This window comes from Roseivivax sp. THAF197b (assembly GCF_009363255.1).
Lineage (GTDB): Bacteria > Pseudomonadota > Alphaproteobacteria > Rhodobacterales > Rhodobacteraceae > Roseivivax.
Genome location: NZ_CP045321.1, coordinates 1 through 21,992 on the forward strand (window position 1 = coordinate 1; position 21,992 = coordinate 21,992).

Below are 21,992 nucleotides of genomic sequence, written 5' to 3' on the forward strand. Positions count from 1 at the left end.
ATGAGCGAAGCAGAACAGGATCTAGATATCGCCATCGGGCACTACGCGGAACTTCTCGCGTCGAACCTGCATGCTCAGCGCGCTGCACACTTCCCACCAGATGCAAAGAAGGAGATGCGCACTTTGACCAGCGGCGAAGCTGCTGAGCTCCTTGGCGTCGACCATACCTATCTTCGGAAGCTTCATCGAGAAGGAAAGATCGTTGACGTCGAGACGACGGCTGGAAGTCATCGCCGCTATACGCTCGACGATATCTGGGAAATCCGACAGACGCTTGAAGGAAACGCAAAAAAGTCTGGAACTTACGTGCCTGGACGTCGCGACGGTGACGAGCTTCAAGTCATTTCAGTGGTGAACTTCAAGGGCGGGTCCGGCAAAACGACGACGTCTGCTCACCTCGCTCAGCGCTTGGCGCTCAAGGGGTACAGGGTTCTTGCGATCGATCTCGACCCCCAAGCATCTCTTTCGGCTCTTCACGGAATCCAGCCAGAACTCGACCTCATGGAGGGCGGAACCCTCTATGATGCCGTTCGCTATGACGATCCGGTTCCGATCGCCGAAGTGATCCGCAAGACCTACATCCGCGGCCTTGATCTTATCCCGGGCAACCTTGAACTCATGGAGTTCGAGCACGAGACGCCTGCTGCGATCCAGCGAGGCGGAGCGAAGGCGTTCTTCGCGAGAGTTCATGACGCACTCGATAGTGTTGAAGCGAACTACGACGTTGTTGTGATCGACTGTCCGCCGCAACTTGGTTTCTTGACAATGTCAGCACTTTCCGCGTCCTCGGGTGTGCTCGTGACGGTTCACCCGCAGATGCTTGACCTTATGTCGATGTCCCAATTCCTGCGAATGACTGCGGATCTCCTTGGAGTAATCAGGGATGCAGGCGCAAATCTGCGCTTCGATTGGCTTCGCTTCTTGCCAACGCGATACAAAGTCGGCGACGCGCCACAGACCGAAGTCATCGCCTTCATTCGCGGGCTCTTTGGGAGGTCGGTCCTGACCAATCACATGGTTGAGTCGACCGCAATTTCTGATGCCGGCTTGACCAAGCAAACGCTCTACGAAGCTGACAAGAAGGACTTCACGCGTCAGACGTTTGATCGTGCGATCGAATCTATGAACGCAGTGAACGATGAGATCGCTGAAATCATCCAGAACACATGGGGGCGGAATGGCAAGAAAGCCTAAACTTGGCCTGCCGCTGCAGACCCTTCGCAACGCTCCTGACGCTCTTGAAGGGCGCCGACTGCGTGGCGGTGTTTTTGAGATCGATCCGGTGCAGATTGTTACCGAAGGACGGTTGGATGACAGGCTTCAGATTGAAGTTGAGGGCCTGAAGAACTCTATTTCCAAGAACGGTCAGCGTGTGCCTGTCTTGGTCCGCCCACTGGAAGGCGATCGCTACAACCTGATCTATGGCCGCAGACGCTTGGAAGCATGTCGCGAACTCGGTATCAAAGTTCGAGCCATCGTCACAGAGGTTGAAGGTGATCAAGCGCTTCGAGATCAGCTTCTCGAGAACCAAGAGCGTCGTGATCTGAGCTTTATTGAACGTGCGCTTGTAGCGACGGCGCTTCTAGACGGCGACCATTTGGAAGGGGCTGAGCGCACCAATCGTGGTGTCGCCGAAGTCCTTAACCTCCACGAAGCTGGGGTTTCACAGCTCTTGAGTGTCGTTCGGACGGTCGGCGAGGATCTCATCCAGGCAATTGGTGCAGCTCCTGGGATTGGTCGCCCGAGATGGGAAGAGCTCAAAAAGGCTTTGGGTGCCTACGACGGTGATCGGGACCAACTGCTAGCCATAGCTCATGCAGCCAAGTCCGGAAGTTCCGGCTCGGCCGATGAGGTTTCTGAGCGTGCGTTTCTCGCAGTTCTGGCAGCTGCGAAGAGCGCAGAGAAGAAAGCAAGCCCGTCTAGAAAGGGTGTGCCTGCTTTGGCGATCCCCGGTGTTGGAGCTGCGACGGTCAAGACTAGCCGCCAAGGCAAGCAGCTCAAACTTGATCTAACTACGGATGAACCTGATTTTATCAGCTGGTTGGAGGGCAACGCCCCAAAGCTGATTACCGAGCTTCATGAGCGCTGGAAGCGTTCAGGAGACTGAGGAAGAGCAACCAACAAGAAGGAGGCACGATACAGGCAAAAAGAAAAAGGCCCCGAGAAGCTAGCTTCACGAGACCTTTGTAAGGTTTCGCACCGGGATCAGCCCGCTACAAAATCTCAGTTTTCGCACTTCTGAATGTAGCGTTCTGGCCCCTACCCCGCAAGCGCAAAGCGATTCGCGGGCCCTAGAATTTTTGTCTTCGTGGACATTTTCATGGAGTACACACCAATCTCGCCGTTTATGCGGCCGATTTCGCACGCCCATTTGCGCGTCATTGAGCGACCCGAGGCATCTGTTCCAGCCAGACCCGTTAACAAGTGGGAACTCCTGCGCGAGCTCTCCAAGGCGCAAGCGGCCTTTGGGGTCTCGGAACGTGATCTGACGGTTTTGCAGGGGCTCCTCAGCTTCTTTCCGGACGATGCGCTTGGCGGGAACGCCGAGATGGTCGTCTTCCCCTCGAACAAGGCGATCTGTGAGCGCCTGAATGGTATGCCCTGCTCCACGATGCGTCGTCACCTCGCGCGTCTTGTCGAGGCTGGCTTGCTCCAGCGGCGCGATAGCCCCAATGGGAAGCGCTACGTCCGTAAGCACGGCGAAGACCGCGTTGCCTTTGGCTTCGATCTTTCCCCGCTCTACTGTCAGTCCGAGGAGATAGCACGGGCCGCAGAGGCCGTACGTGAGGCTGAGGAGCGCGTCAGGCGCCTGAGAGAGGTCGTAAGCCTCATGCGCCGCGATCTCGCGGCCCTCGCCGAGTTCGGAGACGAGATGCAGCCAGGCCTAGGCTTCTGGGATCAGCTTCGCGACAGGGCTGCCCTCACAGCCCGCGCGCTTCGCCGCAAGCTTTCAGTTGAGGACCTCGCGGCCTATCGAGCCGACCTTGAAGCTCTCCTTGACCAGGCACGCAACATCATTGATGGCCCTGAAACAGAAGAAATGAACACCAATGATGCCCAATCTGAGCGTCACCATCATAATTCAAATAAAGAATCTATAGATCTTGAACCTGCTTTAGAAAAAAGCGGGGCGGCGGCGGGTGTGCCAGATGTGGATACGAATGAGCCGGTGGCTGACGTTGATGAACAGGACACAAGACACCTGCCAAAGATCCCGCTGCACCTAGTGATCGCGGCATGTCCCTCGCTCAAGACCTTCTACCAAGGTGAGATCCGGCATTGGCATCAGCTTTTCGATGCGGCGTGCCATGTGCGGCCAGCCATGGGCATCAGTGCGTCTGCATGGGAAGAAGCACAGCGTTTCATGGGTCCGGAGCAAGCGTCGATCGTCGTTGCTGCCATGCTGGAACGCTTCGCCGACATAAGATCGCCTGGTGGATACTTGCGAGCTCTGACTGCCAAAGCTGCGGCAGGCGAGTTTTCCTGTGGCCCAATGGTCATGGCATTGATTGGCCGGCGGAACGCGGCTTAACAGCTGTTAAACTCCGATCTCGTGCGGCTGGCATGGCATAACTTAACAGCTGTTAAGTAGGCTCTCGGCACACAAACGGTGTTCGATAGAGAAAAGTTAGGGGGTTGAGGTGTGGCGGTATTTGAGATCGTGAAAGTGGCTTTCGTCTTCGTCGCGGCGAAGATCTGATGACGAGGGCATCCCGATCATCATGGTAAAACCTCAGCTGGTGACCATCGCTGCTAGTAGCGCAAAGGCGGCTAGCGAAGAACATACAGAGCGTTGCGCTGTAGCCAACCTAGCAGTTGCGCGCCTCCGCGGCCCCTGCCCTTTTCGATGTCTGAGATCTGATGATGAATACCCTCAACAATTGGCTCAACGCTATCCGGCGCCTGCTGACGGCGATTTGGGTCCTGGCCTCGGATATTCCCTTGGCCTTCATCGGTGCTAATGCCTGAGAGGTAGGTTGTGGATGTCTGTTGCATGATATCGTGGCTACGGGCCGTAGCGCACAAGGAGCAGACGATCGATGGTTGCCAAAACCGTTTGACCAAGGGCTCGATCCTCGAATTCCCGCGCGCGGGGAGCCGGTAACTTCTCAGTCACTTCGATAATGGCGACATGGCCAGCGAGGCAATCGGTTCCTCAAGCGCAGCAGCTGGTTGCCAGCGGTCCCGCGTTCCACTGATTTGGTCGTAGTGGACGGCGACGACATCGAAGAACAGCGGGTGCAACTTGATCTCTTGATTTCATGACACCCGAACTCTTCAAAAGAGTGCTTTGATGTTGGCTGCGGAATGATCTGATCCACCCGGTGGATGAAAGCGATTTAATAACAATGGGTTATTGTGTTTTAGTGTTCGCGATGAGAAATTATGCCCATAACAGCCATCATCGACATGGTTTCCCTTTCCAGGGTGCCGATCCGCTACATCGGCGGGAAGCCAAAGCATCAGCACGCTTTATGAAGAAGTTGGCAGTTGCGGGCCGATTGAACGGTTTGGGCTATCTCGTGAAGAAGGAGCCGCCACAGGTCTAGCCGATGGGCCCTGTGGAAGTTCTGATCCCGTCGTACCAGTACAGTTCGGTGGCGATTGGGTGTTTCATGGGTTTGGTCCACGAAAAGTGAAAGTGTTCTTCGGGTTTTGTGACTGACGGATGAGGGCCTTTGGGGTCCCTCAGATGGGTCCGGGCCGGGTTCCGGTCTGCCGTTCCGGATGAAGGGCATTCCCATGCAAACAGGTGTCTTGCGCGTGCTCCGCGCAACCGCCGCCTCCTGGTGGCGACATAGAGAGCTGCGCCGAACTGGCCAGACGGCGCTGGCACAGCGGCTCGAACGCCAGACCGTCCTGCGTGATCTCGGCTATCTGAAGCAGGCGGCGTCATTGCCAAACGCGCGTGTGATCTGCGGCGAGGGTGGGACATTCCTCCATCTCGGTTGGACCACCGTGTCGAGTTTCGCGCCGATCGAGCGCTTTCCCTTGGCCGCGCTTACGGTCGCGCGAGGGACGCCGTTCATCGATATCCGACCCATCAGTGACGTCATCGCCTTCGCGAACGTGCCGCGGGTGGCGCGAGGCGGATCGGTCGACGCTGACCATTCAAGTGCCGGCCAGTCTGTCTCGCTGACCACCTACATCGACATGGTCGAAAAGCTCGGCGCGAGCATCACCAACGATCCGCGGCCCTGTCGGTCAACCTGATCCCCAAACTTCTCACCAACACACGAAAGGACGCCAGCCATGGCCCGATCCCGCACGCCCAAATTCGATGCCTCCGAGGTCATCACAAGCGAAATCATTCGCATCATCGAGCGCGGTGTACTGCCGTGGCGCAAGCCATGGACCGCAGGTGGCAGCTCGCGTCCTCTGCGCGTTGGAGGAGAGCCGTACCAGGGGGTCAACAACTTCATGCTGACCATGCGCACCGTGATGGCGGGCCATAGCTCGCCCTTCTGGATGACGCTGCCTCAGGCCAATGCCTTGGACGCGAAGGTGCGCAAAGGCGAGAAGTCCTCTGTCGTTGTCTACTACGGCCAAAGCCGGAAAGACGCCGGCGGCGAGGATGATCAGGAGGAGAGCGATGATCGGTCCGAGGAGGCCGGCATCTACCGCTTCCAGAAATCCTACCGCGTATTCAATGCCTGCCAGATCGAGGGCTTGCCCGACAGCTTCTTCCCCGATCCGGAGCCCGAGCCCGAGCATCCGCCGTCCGAGCCCATCCCGCACATGCAGGCGTTTTTCGATGCCATCGACATCACAACCGTCTTCACGGGAACGGAAGCGTACTATCTGCCCCCCGTGGACAAGGTTTACATGCCATCCATCACGCGGTTCCAGGACCCGCGCAATTTCTACGGGGTCTGGGCGCATGAGTTGGCCCATGCGACGAAAGCCCCCCATCGATTGAACCGTGATTTCGGGTTCTCGAAGTTTGGCAACACGTCCTATGCGCGCGAGGAGATCGTCGCGGAACTGACCTCGGTGTTTCTGGGGCAGACGCTCGGCTTCACGGCGCATACGCTCGAGATGAATGCCGCCTACCTCCACAACTGGTTGCGTGTCCTGCGCTCCGACAAGGGCGCGATCTTCCGGCACGCCGCCGATGCGCAGCGCGCCTGTGATTATCTGATCGCCAGATCGGAGGCGGGCAGGGCAGGGGAGGTCGACCAGGCCGCTTGAGGGAATGTGTCTCGGCAAAGGGAAAGCAGGCTTTGGGAAGGGTATTTCAAACTTCTCAAAGGACAGACCCATGACCTCCGTAGCACACCCTCTGACAGACCGCCCAGACCCCGCCGTAATCGCCGATCAGAACGATGCCTTCCGCAAGCTCGCCTGCCTCGGGATAGCGCCAGAGGCGCCCATACAAGGCCGCATGCATGTGACTCGCTCGCTCATGGAGGCCGGTGACGGCTTCATGGCCGAGGCGGTGAAGGCAACCGGTGAGTTTGCCACGTTCGAGCCTGAGAATGACCCGGAAGGCTGGCACGATTTCGGGGCGGTCGAGATCCGGGGCGAGACCGTGTTCTGGAAACTGGATCTGTATGAAGCAGGCTCGGATTTCCGCTACGGGGCCGAGACCCCGGACAACCCCGCCACCACCATGCGCGTGCTGACCATCATGCTGGCGCGCGACTGGTAAAGGGGCAGGGGACGCCCCCCCCCCTGACATCTCAGACGATGAAGGCCCGCTGCCCCTCAAAAGGCAAAGCGGGCCTTCTGTCGTTTTGATCCCCGAAGCCGGGGATTGGTCGCGCGCGAGCGCGGGCCGCACCATACCCATCGAAAAGGACATCCTATGACCGCAAGTTTCAAACCCGTCTCCGTCGCTATCGGCGATCTGACCGCCCATCCCGCCAACGTGCGCAGCAACTCCCCGGAAACCTATGACCCCGAGAACATCGCGCATCTCAAAGCCAGCATCGCCGTTCTGGGCCTGCTCCAGCCGCTCCTGGTCCAGAAGCTTGACGGCAAATACGCCGTCCTCGCTGGTGGCCGGCGCCATGCCGCGCTGAAGGAGCTGGTCGCCGACAAGGTCGCGAAGGGGTTCACCGCGAAAACCAAGATCGACTGCCGCCTCGTGCCGGACGATTGCGACGTCACCACGGCGCTGTCGCTCGCCGAGAACATCACGCAGGCCCCCATGAATGCGATTGACGAGTTCGAGGCCTTCGCGCGGATGATGGAGGTCGACGGTCAGACGCCTGAGACCATCGCAAAGACTTTCAGCACGACCGTTGCCGCCGTGAAAGGCCGGTTGCGCTACGGGCTGATCCACCCCGATATCCGCGCCGCCGCTCGGGCGAAGACGATCACGCTCGACACGATGAAGGCCTTTGCCGAGCACCCGAGCCAGGAGGTTCAGCGCGAGGTCTACGAGGCGCTCACCAAGGAAGACAGCTATCTGCAGGCCTATACCGTCCGGCAAGCGCTCAAATCCCGCGGCGTGCAGGTCAGCGACGATATCGGAGCCTTCGTGCGCGCGGACTACGAGGCGCGTGGCGGTGCCGTCGCGGCTGACCTTCTGGAAGAGCATTCCGTGCTCGAGGATGCGGCGCTGGTCGAGACCATCCTGCTCGAGAAGCTCGGGGTCGCCGCCGAGGAGGCTCGCGCGAAACTGGGCTTTGCCTGGGCGGATGCGATGGTCCGCTACGATTACGCGACCATGGCGGACTATGGCCGGGTCTATCCCGGCCCGATCGAGCCGGATGAGGCTGCCCAGAAGCGCATCGATGAGATCACCGCCGAGCTTGAGCAACTGCAACTCGAGATGGAAGATGAGGGGCTCGACGACGGTGCCTACAACGCCCTTTACGACCGCGTCGACGCTCTGGAAGAGGAAGCCCGCGACCTGCAGGAGGCCTATAGCGCCGAGGATCTCGCCCGTGCAGGCGTGATCGCGTCCTGGTCGGGCGGGCAGGTGACGCTCCATGTGGGCCTCTTGCGCCCGGAGGACATCGTGAAAGAAGAGGGCGCGCGCGCCGCCTCAGCCAACACGACCGGGGAGGAAGCCCCCGACGCCGGCGAAATCACCTACCCGGCCTCGCTGGCCGACGATCTCAAGACCGAGCGGGCCATGGCATTGGGGGCCGCGATGGCGCTGCATCCGGAAGCCACGCTCGATCTGACGCTCTTCAAGCTGGTGAGCGACGTTCTGGCCAGCGGCATGGCCGTGACGCAGGCGATCAAGATCGATGCCCGCAAGGAATACCGCAGCCATGCCAAGATGGACGAGATCGACGAGACCTCGCTCGAGCAGGTGGCGGCGGCGCATGATGCGCTTGATCTCTCCTGGCTCGATGACACCCGCGCGCCCGCCGATCAGTTCGCGGCGTTTCGCGCGCTGGAGGCCGGCGAGAAGGCCAAGCTCGTGGCCTATGCCACGGCCAGCACCACGCAGTCCTGCTTCGCGCGGGACCGCCAGCGCGACAGCCTGATGCATGCGTTCGAGATCGAGATCATGCCCGACATCCGCGCCCACTGGACGCCGAATGCGGCGCTCTTCAACCGCTTCAAGAAGGCTTGGCTCCTGAAGATCCTCGGCGAGGATCTGGGATTGGCCCAGGAGGCGGTGACGCTGGCCTCGTCGAGCAAGAAAGAGATCGTCGCCTTCTGCGACAAGCTCTTCGCCGAGCCCTTCGCCACGCTCACGGACGCGCAGCGCGCTGCCGTGGTCGCCTGGTGCCCGCCGATGATGCAGACGGCCGGTGTCGCCTGTGATGAGGCGGAGCCCATCGAGGAATCTCCGGAGCCTGACAGCGAGGTCGCGCAAGCGGCCTGAGTCCTCACGCGACCCGCGCGAGGCATTCCCCGCGCGGGTCGACCCCTCCCACACCCAACGGAAAGACATCCCCATGGCTATTCTCAAGTTCTCTGCCTCCGCTGTTGCGGCGCAAATCGCGCATGCGCGCGCCTGCAAGACCTTCCTGCCCAACTGGAACGGGCCCGTGGACAGGCCCGCCCTGATCCTCATCGTCGGCAATGGTGTGCATCTGCGCTCGAACGGCATCGATGGCACGACCACCCGTATCGTTACCACCGAGCAGGCCGATCCTTCCTTCGCCTTCGCCGACGGCATGAACCCGTTTCGGGACACCGACTGGATGGCGCAGCGCCGCATGGCGTTTCGTGATCTGACCGGCCAGTTCTACACCGACATCCTGGATGACGTGCAGGTGCTCATCGACCGGGGGCGAGGGGCCATCCGGCTCGTCACCGATGGCCACAGCATCCGCGTCTTCGTGCGCCGGGCCTCGGATTATCTCATCGGCGGAACCTACGAAGTGCCCTCGGGCCTCGGCGGCACCTTCCGGGTTATCCTCAAGGATGCCTGCGACACCTTCGCGATCGTGCAGAACTGCGGCAATTGCGAGGATTTCGACGCCATGCAGCCCTACCGCGTGCCGCTCGATGCCCTAATGGAACTCGATGACCGGAGGGTGGCGTGATGGGTTGGCTTTTCTACACCGATCGCCGCGTTCAGACCTACGCGGATGAGAAAGCGGAAATCGCCAGGCTCTGCACCTCTCATGGCGACACGCGCAAAACTGAACTGGTCAAGGCCTGCAAGGTCGGCTCAACCTGGTATGCGGCGGCAAAGGTCACCAATCTCGACGGCACCCCTGTCGAAGACACGACCTATGTCACCGATGCGGATGGCTCCATCACTTTCGGGGCTGTCTTCCTCACCCGATACGATGACGGCTGCTGGGGCTACAAGGACATGGAGGAAAGTGCTGGCCCGAACGAATCTCGTGCTCCGCTTGGGCTGATCGAGCTTCTCTCCGACCTGAAAGACCCGGACAGCTACGCCCAGGACTGGCGTCAGCGCTGCCGGAATTGGGCTGCGATCCCGGACTACGAGGAAGGCGACAAGATCAGGCTCGCCACGCCCGTGACGCTCACCGATGGCAGTACATGCCAGATCGTCACCGCGACGTACTACAAGCGGGGGCGGCAAAAACGCCGCTGCTACCGCATCGAGGAAACCGGTGGGCTCGTACGCCTGTCGAAGGCCTCGCTTGCGGGCTCGGAGCTGCTCAGCTCCGCAAAAGGCGAGGCCAGTCCTGTGCTGGCGGAGTTCCTGGCGGGGCAGGGTGGCTGAGTTTCCCGCTGAGACAACACCACGGGACCACGCGCGCACATACTGCCGACTTGAATTCGTATCTCAAATGAGATACAACACTTCCATCAACTGGAGGACCATCCATGCCTGCCCAAACATCCATGCTTCATGTCCGTGTTGACGATCAGCTGAAAGCACAGGCTTCGGACGCACTTGCGGGCGTCGGTCTGACGCTCTCCGACGCGGTGCGTATTCTTCTGACCCGCGTGGCCGCAGAAGGCGGCTTGCCTGCCGGATTGACCGCTGATCCGGATGCCTATGACGCCTGGTTCAGGGCGAAGGTACAGGAAGCGCTGGACGATCCAAGGCCCACAACGCCCCATGCCAAGGCGATGCAAGACGCCCAGGCATTGATTGACGGGAAGCGCCTTGCCAAATCTTGAATGGAAAGCCACGGCCATAGCCGACTTGCTGGCAATCATTGACTACATCTCTGACGACAACCCGGATGCCGCCCAAGTTCTCAAAGACGAGATTGAACACAAGACGTCCCTCCTTCCAGAACGCCCTCAGATGTACCGCGCGGGCCGTGTGGACGGGACTAGGGAGATGGTTGTTCGGCCGAACTACATCGTGGTTTATGCTGAAAGCCCTGAGATGGTGACCATTTTGCGCGTTCTTCATGCTGCGCAGCAGTGGCCATGATCGGGGTGCAGGCCCCCCGCTAAGAAATTGCCCGCTCTACGCCTTCAAAGTGTAGAGCGGGCTTTTTGTCCTTTGGAACTCAGACCCTGATCCAAAGGAAAATCCCCATGTCCAAACCCAGAACGGCCAACCCGGCTCTCGCAATCTCCGAAGCCGATCTCGCCTCTGCGCTAGCGCTTATCGGCACAGAGATCGACCACCAACCCCTGCGCAGCTCAGCGCTCGCGCGCGTCATGCGCGAGACGTTTCTTGGCAGCAATGCCGGCGGTGCCTGGGACTGGCGCATGGCATATGACCTGATGCAGGCCGCGGCTGTCCAGGTGCTGCTGCGTGGGAACGGCGTGGCAGGTGACATCGCCGCTGCAAAGCTGCTTGCCTCGCGGCTGCTGACGGAAACCCGCCGGTCAGAGCAGCAGATCCGGCTGCAGCAGTTTTCCACGCCGTTGTCTTTCGCGGCAATGGTCGTGCGGGCGGCAGCCGTTCGCAAGGGCGAGACTTTGCTGGAGCCCTCGGCTGGCACCGGTGCCCTGGCTGCTTTCGCCGCCCGGGCCGGTGCCACGCTTCTGCTCAACGAGATCGACCCCTTTCGCCAGCGCCTCCTGCGCGCGGTTTTCGGCGGCGAGGTCACAGGCCATGACGGCGAGCATATCGATGATCTGCTGCAGAGGCCGGTTCTACCCGACGTCGTGGTGATGAATCCGCCCTTCGCCGCCTCGGTCGATCGGTCGCGGGACAAGCACATCGCCGCCAAACATCTCATCGCGGCTGCAAAGCGTCTCGCGCCGGGTGGGCGCCTGGTGGCGATCATGCCGCCGGGGTTCACGCCCGAACGCGATGCCGCGCATTGGTCCCGCGCCTGCAGCCTCCTGACGCCGCGACTGGCGTTGACGATGCCGGGGCAGGTCTACCGCAAGCTCGGCACAACTGTGGAAACCCAGCTCATGATCTTCGACAAGGTGCAGGAGGATTGCGAGATGATCCGCGCCGTTGTGTGCGATCTGGATGAAGCCCTTCCTTTTGTCGACGCCGTGGCCGCAACCCGGCCTGAGATGCACCCCGCCCAACGGGCAGCAGCGATCCCGCACATTCGGCCGACCGTTCCATCCTCTGCTCCGCGCAAGACCGCCGCTGCGCCTGTCGCCGCCTCCAAGCCTCGGGCCAATGCCGTTGTCCCGCTAACTTTCACGAGCTTTGATATCCCGCGCGACAACACGCCCATCTCGGACATCTATGCGCGCTACCGTCCGCAACGGATCGAGATCGCGGGTGCGCAGGAACATCCCACCCCGCTCGTCGAGAGCATCGCCATGGCCTCGGTTGCCCCGCCCATGCCCTCAAATACGGTTCGTGATGACTTGCGCCTGCCCGCACGGTTGGTCGAGGAGGGTCACCTCTCCGAGGCGCAGCTGGAAACCATCATCATGGCGCATGACGCCCATGGGCGCGACCTGCCCGGTCGGTTTACCATCGATGACGACCAGACCAAGCTGACGCGCGCCGATGATGACCCGGATGCACGTGCCTATCGCCTTGGCTATTTCCTCGGCGACGGCACCGGTTGCGGCAAGGGGCGCGAATGCGCGGGGCTCATCCTTGTCAACTGGCTGGCCGGGCGCAGGAAGGCGATCTGGGTCTCCAAATCCGCCACGCTCATCGAGGACGCCATCCGCGACTGGACCGATCTCGGCGGCTCGCCCGCCGACATCCAGCCGGTCTCCAAATGGAAACCGGACCAGTCCATCCCGATGGGCGACGGCATCCTATTTGTCACCTACGCCACGCTGCGGTCCGCGGGCAAATGCGGCACCACGCGACTGAGCCAGATCCTCGCCTGGATGGGCGAAGACTTTGAAGGCGTGCTGGCCTTTGATGAGGCCCATGCCATGCAGAACGCGGCCGGGTCCGAGCAGGGCAGGGGGGTCAAACCCTCCCAGCAGGGCCTTGCTGGCCTCCGGCTGCAACTGGCAGCACCCCGCGCTCGCGTCTTCTACATCTCGGCCACGGGTGCGACGAGCGTCCACAACCTCGCCTATGCCGCGCGGCTGGGGCTCTGGGGGCAGGGCCCCGAATACCCCTTCCCAAGCCGCGAGAGCTTCGTTTCTGCGATGGAAGCCGGCGGCGTGGCTGCCATGGAGGTGGTCGCGCGCGATCTCAAGACGCTCGGGCTCTACACGGCGCGTGCCCTCAGTTTTGATGGGGTGGAGTATGACGTGCTCGAACACGCGCTGACCCCGGCCCAGATCGAGATCTACGACGCATACGCGGGTGCTTTTCGGATGATCCACCACAATCTCGAAGCGGCGCTGACTGCGACCGGCGTCAACGACGCCTCGGGGGAAACTAATGCGTCGGCCGCACGCGCCTCGGCCAAGTCCCGCTTCGAGAGCACGAAGCAGCGCTTCTTCAACCATCTCCTGATGGGCATGAAAGCCCCGACCATCATCCGTGCGATCAAGGACGACCTGGCGGCAGGCAATGCTTGCGTCATCCAGGTTGTCTCGACAGGCGAGAGCCTGCTGAAGCGTCGGCTTGAGGCGATGGACCCGGAGGATGAACTCGTCGAGGGTGCCTTGACGCCGCGCGACTATGTTCTGGGCTACCTCGAACAGGCCTTCCCGATCCATGCGCAAAAGCTCGTGGAGATCGACGGCAATATGGTGGCGGAACCCTTGCGGGATGAGACCGGGGCGCTCGTTGTCTCGCGCGAGGCGCTCGCTTTGCGTGACGCGGCCATGATGGAATTGATGACGCTGGCGCCGATCCCCTCGGCGCTCGATCAGATCCTCTGGGCATTTGGCGATGAGGCCGTGGCAGAAGTCACGGGGCGGTTCATCCGGCCACTCAAGGCCGAGGATGGCCATCTCTTCATCGAGAAGCGCAGCGCCAGCAGCAATTCGTCCGAGACCCAAGCCTTCATGGACGGCGAAAAGGATATCCTGATCTTTTCTGACGCGGGCGGTACGGGCCGGTCCTACCATGCGGCGCAAACCGCGAAGAACCAGAAACGGCGGCGGCACTATCTTCTGGAGCCCGGCTGGCGCGCGGATGCAGCCATCCAGGGGCTCGGCCGCACGCATCGCTCGGCCCAGGTCAGCGCACCGTTCTTTCGGGTCTGCACCTCCGATGTGCATGGCGAGAAACGTTTCACCTCGACGATCGCCAAACGCCTCGACCAGCTGGGGGCCCTGACCAAGGGCCAGCGCGAGACCGGCTCGCAAGGCATGTTCCGCGAGGAGGACAATCTCGAAAGCCCGATCGCGCGAGCGGCGCTGCGTGGGTATTTCGCCGATCTTGCCGCCGGGCGCGCCGAGGCGATGAGCTACGAGAGCTTCACCGACTGGACGGCCCTGCGGCTGATCGACAAGGACGGGGTGCTGCTCGAAGAGCTTCCCCCGATCCAGCGGTTTCTCAACCGGGTGCTTGCCCTTCCCATCCACATGCAGAACGCGCTCTTTGCCGAGTTCATGCGCCGGATTGCCGATCAGTCTGAGCGGGCGCGCGCGGCGGGCACGCTCGATCTCGGCGTGGAAACCCTACGTGGCGAAAAGATCGAGCAGGTCTCCACCGAGGATCTCTGGACCTGCCCGAAATCCGGCGCCGTGACGCGGATTATCGGACTTGAGGTGACGGACCCAGTGTATGTCCTGGTCGCCGAAGAGGCCATATCGCGCAATCCCGACAAGCTGCCGATGGTGAATCGCGCCTCCGGTCGCGCGGCGCTGATCTCGGCGCGGCCCATGCAGATGTATGACGAGGACATTGTCACGCTGATGCGCAAGGCGGTGCGGCCAAACGGGTCGAGCTATCTCGAAGAGGCACGGTTTGAGTCCTCGGCTTGGGAAGAGATCGACAGGCCCGAATTTGCGCAGATTTGGGAGGCCGAGGCTGCGTCCCTGCCAAAAACCACCACGACCAAGCTCTACCTGCTGACCGGGCTGCTGCTGCCGATCTGGAAGGACATTCCGACCACCAATGAGCGGATCTACCGTGTCACGCCAGACGGGGCGACGGCCATGATCGGGCGCACGTTGAGCGAAGAAGGGGCGGCCTCGCTGCGCGCCCGCTTCCTCGTCTCCAATCCGCAAACGCCACAGGAGATGTTGACCGCCGCCCTCGGCACCACCGCACCTGTCGATCTGGGCCGGGGTCTGACCCTGACCCGTCGCCGGGTCGCAGGCGAGATGCGCCTTGAGTTGGGCGGTGCGGATCGGGGCATGATCGATGGCCTCAAGGCGCTCGGCTGCTTCACCGAGATCATCGCCTTCCAGTTGCGTGTGTTCCTGCCGCATGGGGACGGGATCGACACGGGAAGCATTCTGGCCCGGATCGTGGGGCAGCGAGTCGCCAAGGTGGCAGAACAAGCCGCCTGAAAAGTCAAAGCGAGCTTCCGGTCGGGCGGCGTGGATGGGATTTGGCCGATCTGCGCTTTCCGGGCGCGCGCTGACCAATGCCAGGCCCGGCCCCCCAACTTCTGACAAGAGGACAGACCCATGACCAATCCCCAGATCGACTATGCCGCAATGGCGGCTCAGTGGCGTGCAGAGCGCGAAACCACCTTGAAGGCATCCAGAGTGGAGCTGCTCGCGCAACTACGTGCGCTTGGCATCAGCGAGGTCGCTGTCGAATACGAAGGCTATGGCGACTCCGGCAATGTCGAGGATGTGACGGTGCAGCCTGCAGAGGTCCAACTGCCGGAGCCGCTTGCCACAGAGGTTGGCGACTTCGCCTGGTCGCTCGCCTATCACCATCACCCGGGGTTCGAAAACAACGAGGGCGGCTACGGCACGCTGACCTGGGACATCACCGCCGACAGTGTCACCTTGGATCATGCCGACCGCTATGTCGAATGCTCGCACAGCTATGACGAGGGGCTGTGAGATGGCCCATCCGCTTCATCATGCCGAAAGCTCTGCCCGGAAATTCGGCGGGGTGCCGTCCGACTATCAAGCCGTCCACGACTGGTTCGACGCTTCCAAAGAGCACCTCGCGCTCTTCACGCACAGAGCCATGCGTCACCATGCGCAAGGCCTTTTTGAGGCCGAACGGGTTTTTGGCCTGACACTGACCAATAGTGCGGGCCGCGACATCCCCGTGCGCTGGATCGGCGAGCAGCATATCCGTGAAGACTGCCAGGGCCGCATCCCGAGCATGGCGGACTGGCTGCGACGGATACAGCCTGAGCCATGGATGGCCAATGGCCACATCGACCGGCATTCCGGCGATGAGCCCTGCGGCGACCCAAGGGTTGCCTGGGCCTCCGAGGTCGCCGCCGGACGAACGGTTCTTGGCCTGAAAGATTGGATGGCGGCGCGCGCGACGCGGGCCACGCAAAGCGCCTGACAGCTCTCGGCCGTTTGCCAAACGAATACTGTATGGAAGCCCGGTTGGAAGATCGGGCTTCTTGCGTCGTTTCCCCACCATTCTTCTTGAGGAGGATCGCATGACACTCAATGATATCAAGGCGGCCGTCGATGCGGGCCAGACCGTGCATTGGGCCAATACCGGCTACGTCGTCCACAAGGACCGGCTCGGTCAGTACCTCATCACCTATGTGCCGAATGGTAGCTGCATCGGTCTGACCGACCGGGGCGGGCACCGGTTGAACGGAAAAGAAACGGAGTTTTTCGTCGCGCAATCGAAGGACGCCGCAGAAAATCCGGGCAACCAATCAAGACCAGACGGGCAGGGGAGGGGCGTAGCACCCGGAGGCGCGGGGGCATTCCCACTCGGACGGCAGCTTTGACCCGTGGGCGGGGCTGAAAGGAAAGCAGGCTTTCTGATTTGTGATCCCTCAAGGGGTCGAGAAAGCAATCCCGGATGCGTTGGCAAAAACGTCAGGCACCGGCCAATCCAAAAGGAACCATCCCATGTTCGCAGGAACCCTCACCCGCAATGTCGAGACCGAAGCCGCCGAATACACCGGCATGATCCATTCGACGCGCTTTGACATTGCCATCCAGCTCGAGGCACGGGCCAAGATGTCCGAACGCAGCCCGGATTTTGATGTAACCGCGGTCAACAAGTCGGGCCGCAAGGTGCGCATCGGCACAGCCTGGAACGAGACCGGCAATACCAGCGGTAACCCCTACATCTCCATGCAGATCGATGTGGGCCTCGGCCCGTTCCGGGTCAACGCGGTGCAGACGAAAGAGGCGCGCGCGGCCCAGAGCGGCGAATTCGAGATCATCCCGTTGGTCTCGAACGGTCTGATGAAATCCGGCTCGATCTCGGGCGAGCTCACCGCCATGGACGCTGACAACGCCTTCACCGGCTACATCGCCAATATGATGTTCGATCTGGAGTTCATGCTGATCGAGAACAGCTACAAGACCGAGGAGACCCACCCTGACTACCGCATCGAGGTCAGCTCGCCCCGGGGCACACCGATCCGCGTTGGCTCGGCGTGGATGGCCAAGAGCCGCCGCACGGGCAATGACTACCTGTCGCTGCTGATCAACACGCCCGATGGCGACCTGCGCGTCAACGCCGTGCAGAACGAAGAACAGCGCGGCGGGCAGACCTTCTCGATCATCCCGTTCATCGACAGCGGTGAGCAGCCGCAGGACGCGGGCGCGGGGCTCTCGCTGGTCGCCTAATCGGCGCGCAAGGTGAGACGATCTAAACTGAAAGGGGAGCCGTGGGATCACGGTTCCCCTTTTTGTTTTTTGGACTGTGCGAAAGCGAATAGCTGCAACAAAAGAAGTGGACGGGTTGGAAGCTATTGCGGTCGTCTATATTGTGCCTGACACGTCCAACTCAGCGTGCAAAATCGATCATAGCTCGCCTCCAATAACCAGCTTCAGTTTTGGTTTCGGGCGCTGGTCTGGCGGTTTCAGGCCGTGCATCTCTGCCAATTCAGTTGGGAAAGTTCTTAAAGCATCAGCCAACTCGTCGAACGAGTATCCCAAATCCTCTGTGTGCAATTCCAAGAGCTGAGTTGATAAAGAGCCCTGTTCATGTTCAATACTAAACTCATCAGGCTCTCGCGTTCGATAGCCGTAGTAACTCATCTTCTTGTACAAAGACGTCGCAGCTTGATCGGTTATCGCGTTCAGCGCTTTAGCGCGGTAGATCAATGCTGCCATTGCCACACGCCATTTCAGCTTCAATTGCCCAAGTCTTGGAATGGTCAACGGTTTCTTGAGATCTGGTAGCACTCCTCTGGCAGGAGTGAGCAACTCAGCGGCAAATTCGTTGGCCTCCTTTTCCATCGCGTCGTACGGGAAAGGGTGCAAGATCACATGGCCGTATTCATGGGCAAGGCTAAACCGCTTCCGATCGGCGGGCCGGTCTTCGTTTAGAACCACCACCGGTTTCATTCCTGGGGGCCTAATGGTTACGCCGTCAATGTCGGCACCGCCAAAATCGCCTTGAACCACGAACACACCGGTAGCTTCAATGTACTTGACGAGATTCGGCAAAGGTCCATCGTCCAACTGCCACGACTTTCGGACTTTTTGAGCCGCTTCGGCTGCAGAAGTAACGGCACGGGCGTGTTCGCTTACGCTCGACTTGTCATCCACAACCTCAAACTGAAGCAATGGGAACTGGGGCTCCAAGTCGACTGCTTCAAGCATTCTGCGCAAGTGCAGTACAAGATGATTTGCTAGCGCGACGACTGCACCTTGATCTTTCGCAGAAACCGCCGACTTCTTGCGGAAAGCCGCGCCGTGGATACTGAGGGGTGTTTTGTAGAGCGGCTCCTGCTCAAAGAAAAAACTAACTGGGAATCCCAAAGAGCGCGCAATCGACTGAATCTCTTCATGCGACAGCACGTCCTTTGTACCGTTTTCGACTCTGGAGATCGCCGCCTGTGCGACTCTGGTCTCTGCGGCCAATTCCTTTTGAGTCTTCCGTCGTCTCTTACGAGCTAGAAGCAGCATCCCCCCGTTTATCTGTTTTGATGCCATCTTCTTTCTTGTCTCCCTCGGGTCTCTTCACTTTCAATATTGCGCCGCGCGGGCCCTGTTCAGGCCCAACATCTGCGGATGCCTTAGACGCTCCTTCGGCTGGGCGGTACAACTCAATCATTCGTTGATCTACGCCATCCGCAAATTTCAAGTACGCTCGTGACACCGCCACGCCTGTGCCGCTGAGATGACACGCCACAAAGAGCAGCAGTCTCTCAGGCGCGTTAACATCAAAATCGATAAGCGACGGCTGACGTTCAATGTCGCATACGGCGGGTTCCGAGAATGCAAACTGATGTTTCGATTTTGTCGTTCCGCCACGTGGACCGGACAGATGCAGCTCTAGGCTGACGGGGAAGGTTTCGCCGCCCGATTTCACGTGCCCGGAAATCTTGTTGCACTGTCCATTGCGGCAGTATTTAACTTCAAGCCCGTCTTTCTCGATCCCAGCCTCCTGAGCTGCTGCTGGAAGAGCTGAGTTCAAGACTGATCCTATAGCGCGAGGGCACTCAATATTCATGTGCGGTACGCTTGCGAGAGACGCTAGCGAATTTTCAAGCTCGCTCAAAAGGTCCCAAATCGATGCTTCCAACTGGTCGCGCGCCGCCTGCAGTGCGTTGTCTCGGTTCAAGTTTCTACGCCTTTTGCTGTTTTATTTCTCGCGCCTCGCACCTTAGATCGCACACCCTACGCCATATGTCCAGAAAATATTCAAAAAATATTCACGCGGCGAATATTTTCTTATACACCTCTGGGTGGGTCGTTCGGATGGGAGTAGTTGAAATTTTAATCCACACATGCTATCTAAATCTCAGACAGAGACCTGTCGGCGACCCGTCATGCTGTGTGCAGGGCGAGCGTCGCGGTGACCCGAACCGCAGATGGTTCGGTTGCAAGCCGCTCCTAAAAACCGCCCTAAGGGCGGTTTTTCTGATTCAAAGGACCCGGATCCCGTAGTTCTCATGTAGACCCTTTGCATTCTCTTCGCCCTTGTGAATCCACGTGCGCGCATAGGCGACTACGTCAGCGAGTTGGAGAAGGCGCGATGCTGCGGAATCGATCTGACTGATGCGATTCACTGCCTTAAATCGCCCGTCATTCTGGCACGCCTCTGAAATCATCCGCTGGCATTCGGGGTCCGTGTTGTGATGGTTCAGATCGAGGATGAGTTCCACATTGCCGACGCCCCGGCCGCGAATCCGGTTCAGCTTCCGGAACTGCCCGACGGCGACCTTGACAGTCTCGATGACATTTCCGGCGTAGATCGCCGGCGCAGTGCCCTCCGTGACCGTTCCTAGCCTATTCATCAGAATCATGCCCTCGGGGCGGTCAGTTTGTGCGAAGCGCGCCAGAAGACTTTGCAGATATTCACGACTCAGATTCGCCGCATGCAGCTCGTTCGCATTCGGCTCCAGCAAATCGCTCAAGGATTTGTCCGCGCGTCCGCACTCCCGCGCCCAGGCCATCACGCATCCGAGCGCGAAGCCGGATTCGCCGGCGGTTCCGCATTCGTCGATGAAACAGAGGATGCGCTTATTTTGTGCCGCCATCGCCCTTGGCCTTTCTGGCGCGGGCGCTGGCTCTGGCGCGCGGTGTCTCTGTCAGGGCTCGGGCTTCCTCCCGCTCCTTCCGTTCCTCCTCGAAATCCGGTTCGAGCTTCTTCAGCTTGTTGATCAGCCCGGTCAGGTGGTACCGGTTCGGCCCGTAGTCACCGGCGCTGGTCTTCCACTGTTCGCGCGTGACGAGCCCTGCTTCCTCGAGCGCTTTAATGTTGATCCTGATCGTCTGCTCGGTGATGCCGATGCGCTTTGCAAGATCGCGCTTCGTCGGGAAAGGCGGGCGGAGCGGATCGTAGTAGTAACCGAGAAGCTGGACGATGATGGTCAACTGGGTCGGGGTGATCCCCAGCCGGTTTTGCGCGCGCAGCAGAATATTTGGAACGCCTGTATACCCATGCGAATAGACTTTCGGTCCGAAGATGCGTTCGGTCGAGGATTTTTCCGGCGCCTTCTTGCGCGTCTTGCTTGTTCTGGTCGTGGTTGTCTTTGCCATTGCGGGCCTCCTTGTCATTCGATCTACGGAGGCTTGGGCGTCTTCTCAATGGCTTGGCCGGGCCTTCGGGTGCTGCAATTTCCACCCCACCCGAATATCGGTATTCCGCTACTCCCTGACTCGCGGTTATTGGAACACGATACTTAGGTGTACGATATCCCGCCACAGGTGGGTATGGAAACTCACCCTACCCGTGGGGTGGAAAACCTGTCAACGTGAAATGGGGGCTTTTGCGCTCTTTTCGCCCGTTGAATCCCGATCTCGAGCGTAGTCGTCCGGCCAATACGGGTCAACTTCCATTCCGGCGGGTGTGTCGCCGTCAATGTAAATTCCGTTGTGCCCGCCGACCGTGTCCACGATCGCGTCCGAGACTGCCCATTTCATATCGGGAACCCAGAGTCTGTCTTTTACGGTCACGGTGTAGGTCGCGCCGGCTTTGGAGTCGCACCAGATGGTTTCGAGGCGTCGAGACATGAGTTCGGGCATGGCATCGACAATGCGCTTCATATCCTCCAGCTCACGAAGGACCGCCCATCTGCTCTTAAGCCGCACACCCTTGTAGGTGAAGCCAGACACTGGTGCCTTCTGCCCGGCCTCCGCCCGGTCTATCTCATTTTGCAGTCGAAGTGCTTCCGACAGTTCAGAGGGCATTTCGATGTCATCAACCATTGCTCGGTGTCCTGTTTGTTCCCATCTTGTTCCTTGACAACGGATTAAGCAACTGAAACATTACGAATTTCGCTGTTTTGATCGTACCGCCCGATGCCTTCCGGCTTCCCCTGCTCGGCTTCGCGTGTCGCAAGGGAAAACGGCCCTTCGGTCCGTCGCGCATTCGGCCATGCGGCCTCACCGCGGCGTCGCGCCTGGCATCCCGGTTTGCCCGCCTCGCGAGCACGTCCCTCCCCGACCGCTCCGCCGGATTGCGCTCTGGTCTGTTTTGCTTGAGAGCAAAACGATCCCGCCACTCCATCCGTCTCCCGCGTCCGGTCGGGCCGTTTGCCTGCTCGGGTCGGTCAAACCTACCGTCATAACACACACACATGAGTGCGGAAGCATATCCTCCGGATGGCCCCCAAATCAGCCCGCGTCAAGGATCGCAAAACTTTTCGGCGAGGTCGGGGCATGTGGCGCGGGATGGTCCCGTGCGTGAGGGCGCGCATGTGTCCGGTGCTGCGCGCAGAAAACTTTTGCGCCCGGCAAGCCGGCGGCTGCGCCGTCCCTGACCCGGGCAGATTCGGAAACCAAGCATT

21 protein-coding genes are annotated in these 21,992 nt (G+C 60.3%); 16 read left to right on the plus strand and 5 right to left on the minus strand.

Annotated features, from left to right (window positions below):
* The 16 genes from repA to FIV09_RS19770 all read left to right on the plus strand — a co-directional run bounded on the left by repA (window position 1) and on the right by FIV09_RS19770 (window position 17,376).
* Window positions 1-1,194: a plasmid partitioning protein RepA gene (repA, locus tag FIV09_RS19695; protein WP_090525069.1), complete on the plus strand. Its 1,194-nt coding sequence runs from the start codon at window positions 1-3 to the stop codon at window positions 1,192-1,194.
* A complete protein-coding gene (gene repB, locus FIV09_RS19700; protein WP_090525071.1) occupies window positions 1,178-2,107 on the plus strand; it encodes a plasmid partitioning protein RepB in 930 nt (309 codons plus the stop codon). The genes repA and repB overlap by 17 nt, the downstream gene beginning before the upstream one ends.
* A gap of 213 nt (window positions 2,108-2,320) precedes the next feature.
* Complete coding sequence (gene repC / locus FIV09_RS19705) at window positions 2,321-3,532, plus strand: plasmid replication protein RepC (RefSeq protein ID WP_089963197.1); 1,212 nt, start codon at window positions 2,321-2,323, stop codon at window positions 3,530-3,532.
* A gap of 1,211 nt (window positions 3,533-4,743) precedes the next feature.
* Window positions 4,744-5,214 carry a hypothetical protein gene (locus FIV09_RS19710; protein ID WP_172975811.1) on the plus strand — a complete coding sequence of 157 codons (471 nt, stop codon included), beginning with the start codon at window positions 4,744-4,746 and terminating at the stop codon, window positions 5,212-5,214.
* Window positions 5,215-5,253: 39 nt separating this feature from the next.
* Window positions 5,254-6,192 carry an ArdC family protein gene (locus FIV09_RS19715; protein WP_090525075.1) on the plus strand — a complete coding sequence of 313 codons (939 nt, stop codon included), beginning with the start codon at window positions 5,254-5,256 and terminating at the stop codon, window positions 6,190-6,192.
* 70 nt (window positions 6,193-6,262) lie between these two features.
* Window positions 6,263-6,652, plus strand: a complete 390-nt coding sequence (locus FIV09_RS19720) for a DUF3768 domain-containing protein (protein ID WP_090525076.1) — start codon at window positions 6,263-6,265, stop codon at window positions 6,650-6,652.
* A 156-nt stretch (window positions 6,653-6,808) separates the two neighbouring features.
* A complete protein-coding gene (locus FIV09_RS19725; RefSeq protein ID WP_152453328.1) occupies window positions 6,809-8,791 on the plus strand; it encodes a ParB/RepB/Spo0J family partition protein in 1,983 nt (660 codons plus the stop codon).
* A 73-nt stretch (window positions 8,792-8,864) separates the two neighbouring features.
* Window positions 8,865-9,458 carry a regulator gene (locus tag FIV09_RS19730; RefSeq protein ID WP_152453330.1) on the plus strand — a complete coding sequence of 198 codons (594 nt, stop codon included), beginning with the start codon at window positions 8,865-8,867 and terminating at the stop codon, window positions 9,456-9,458.
* Window positions 9,458-10,114, plus strand: coding sequence for a hypothetical protein (locus FIV09_RS19735; protein WP_090525082.1), 657 nt, complete (start codon window positions 9,458-9,460; stop codon window positions 10,112-10,114). Before FIV09_RS19730 ends, FIV09_RS19735 begins: the two co-directional genes overlap by 1 nt.
* A gap of 104 nt (window positions 10,115-10,218) precedes the next feature.
* Window positions 10,219-10,518, plus strand: a complete 300-nt coding sequence (locus FIV09_RS19740; RefSeq protein WP_044353023.1) for a type II toxin-antitoxin system RelB/DinJ family antitoxin — start codon at window positions 10,219-10,221, stop codon at window positions 10,516-10,518.
* Window positions 10,505-10,780, plus strand: a complete 276-nt coding sequence (locus tag FIV09_RS19745; protein WP_071974127.1) for a type II toxin-antitoxin system mRNA interferase toxin, RelE/StbE family — start codon at window positions 10,505-10,507, stop codon at window positions 10,778-10,780. Before FIV09_RS19740 ends, FIV09_RS19745 begins: the two co-directional genes overlap by 14 nt.
* A 107-nt stretch (window positions 10,781-10,887) precedes the next feature.
* Window positions 10,888-15,150 (plus strand): strawberry notch family protein, encoded by a 4,263-nt coding sequence (locus FIV09_RS19750; RefSeq protein ID WP_152453332.1) that lies wholly within the window; start codon window positions 10,888-10,890, stop codon window positions 15,148-15,150.
* A gap of 120 nt (window positions 15,151-15,270) precedes the next feature.
* On the plus strand, window positions 15,271-15,657 hold the full coding sequence (locus tag FIV09_RS19755; RefSeq protein WP_090525086.1) for a DUF6878 family protein: 387 nt from the start codon (window positions 15,271-15,273) through the stop codon (window positions 15,655-15,657).
* Between the two features lies 1 nt (window position 15,658).
* Entirely contained in the window at window positions 15,659-16,120 is a 462-nt protein-coding gene (locus tag FIV09_RS19760) for a hypothetical protein (protein ID WP_090525089.1), read from the plus strand.
* A gap of 100 nt (window positions 16,121-16,220) precedes the next feature.
* On the plus strand, window positions 16,221-16,523 hold the full coding sequence (locus tag FIV09_RS19765) for a hypothetical protein (RefSeq protein ID WP_090525091.1): 303 nt from the start codon (window positions 16,221-16,223) through the stop codon (window positions 16,521-16,523).
* A 124-nt stretch (window positions 16,524-16,647) separates the two neighbouring features.
* Complete coding sequence (locus tag FIV09_RS19770) at window positions 16,648-17,376, plus strand: DUF736 family protein (protein WP_152453334.1); 729 nt, start codon at window positions 16,648-16,650, stop codon at window positions 17,374-17,376.
* 177 nt (window positions 17,377-17,553) lie between these two features.
* On the opposite strand, the gene FIV09_RS19775 is transcribed toward FIV09_RS19770, so the two are convergent.
* The 5 genes from FIV09_RS19775 to FIV09_RS19795 all read right to left on the minus strand — a co-directional run bounded on the left by FIV09_RS19775 (window position 17,554) and on the right by FIV09_RS19795 (window position 21,411).
* A complete protein-coding gene (locus FIV09_RS19775) occupies window positions 17,554-18,618 on the minus strand; it encodes an ImmA/IrrE family metallo-endopeptidase (RefSeq protein WP_254702480.1) in 1,065 nt (354 codons plus the stop codon).
* A 25-nt stretch (window positions 18,619-18,643) separates the two neighbouring features.
* Entirely contained in the window at window positions 18,644-19,321 is a 678-nt protein-coding gene (locus tag FIV09_RS19780; RefSeq protein WP_152453336.1) for a hypothetical protein, read from the minus strand.
* A gap of 304 nt (window positions 19,322-19,625) precedes the next feature.
* Window positions 19,626-20,240 carry a DUF3800 domain-containing protein gene (locus tag FIV09_RS19785; RefSeq protein WP_152453338.1) on the minus strand — a complete coding sequence of 205 codons (615 nt, stop codon included), beginning with the start codon at window positions 20,238-20,240 and terminating at the stop codon, window positions 19,626-19,628.
* Window positions 20,224-20,742 carry a helix-turn-helix domain-containing protein gene (locus tag FIV09_RS19790; RefSeq protein WP_152453340.1) on the minus strand — a complete coding sequence of 173 codons (519 nt, stop codon included), beginning with the start codon at window positions 20,740-20,742 and terminating at the stop codon, window positions 20,224-20,226. The genes FIV09_RS19785 and FIV09_RS19790 overlap by 17 nt, the downstream gene beginning before the upstream one ends.
* 210 nt (window positions 20,743-20,952) lie before the next feature.
* Window positions 20,953-21,411: a hypothetical protein gene (locus FIV09_RS19795; RefSeq protein WP_152453342.1), complete on the minus strand. Its 459-nt coding sequence runs from the start codon at window positions 21,409-21,411 to the stop codon at window positions 20,953-20,955.
* Window positions 21,412-21,992: the final 581 nt, after the last annotated feature.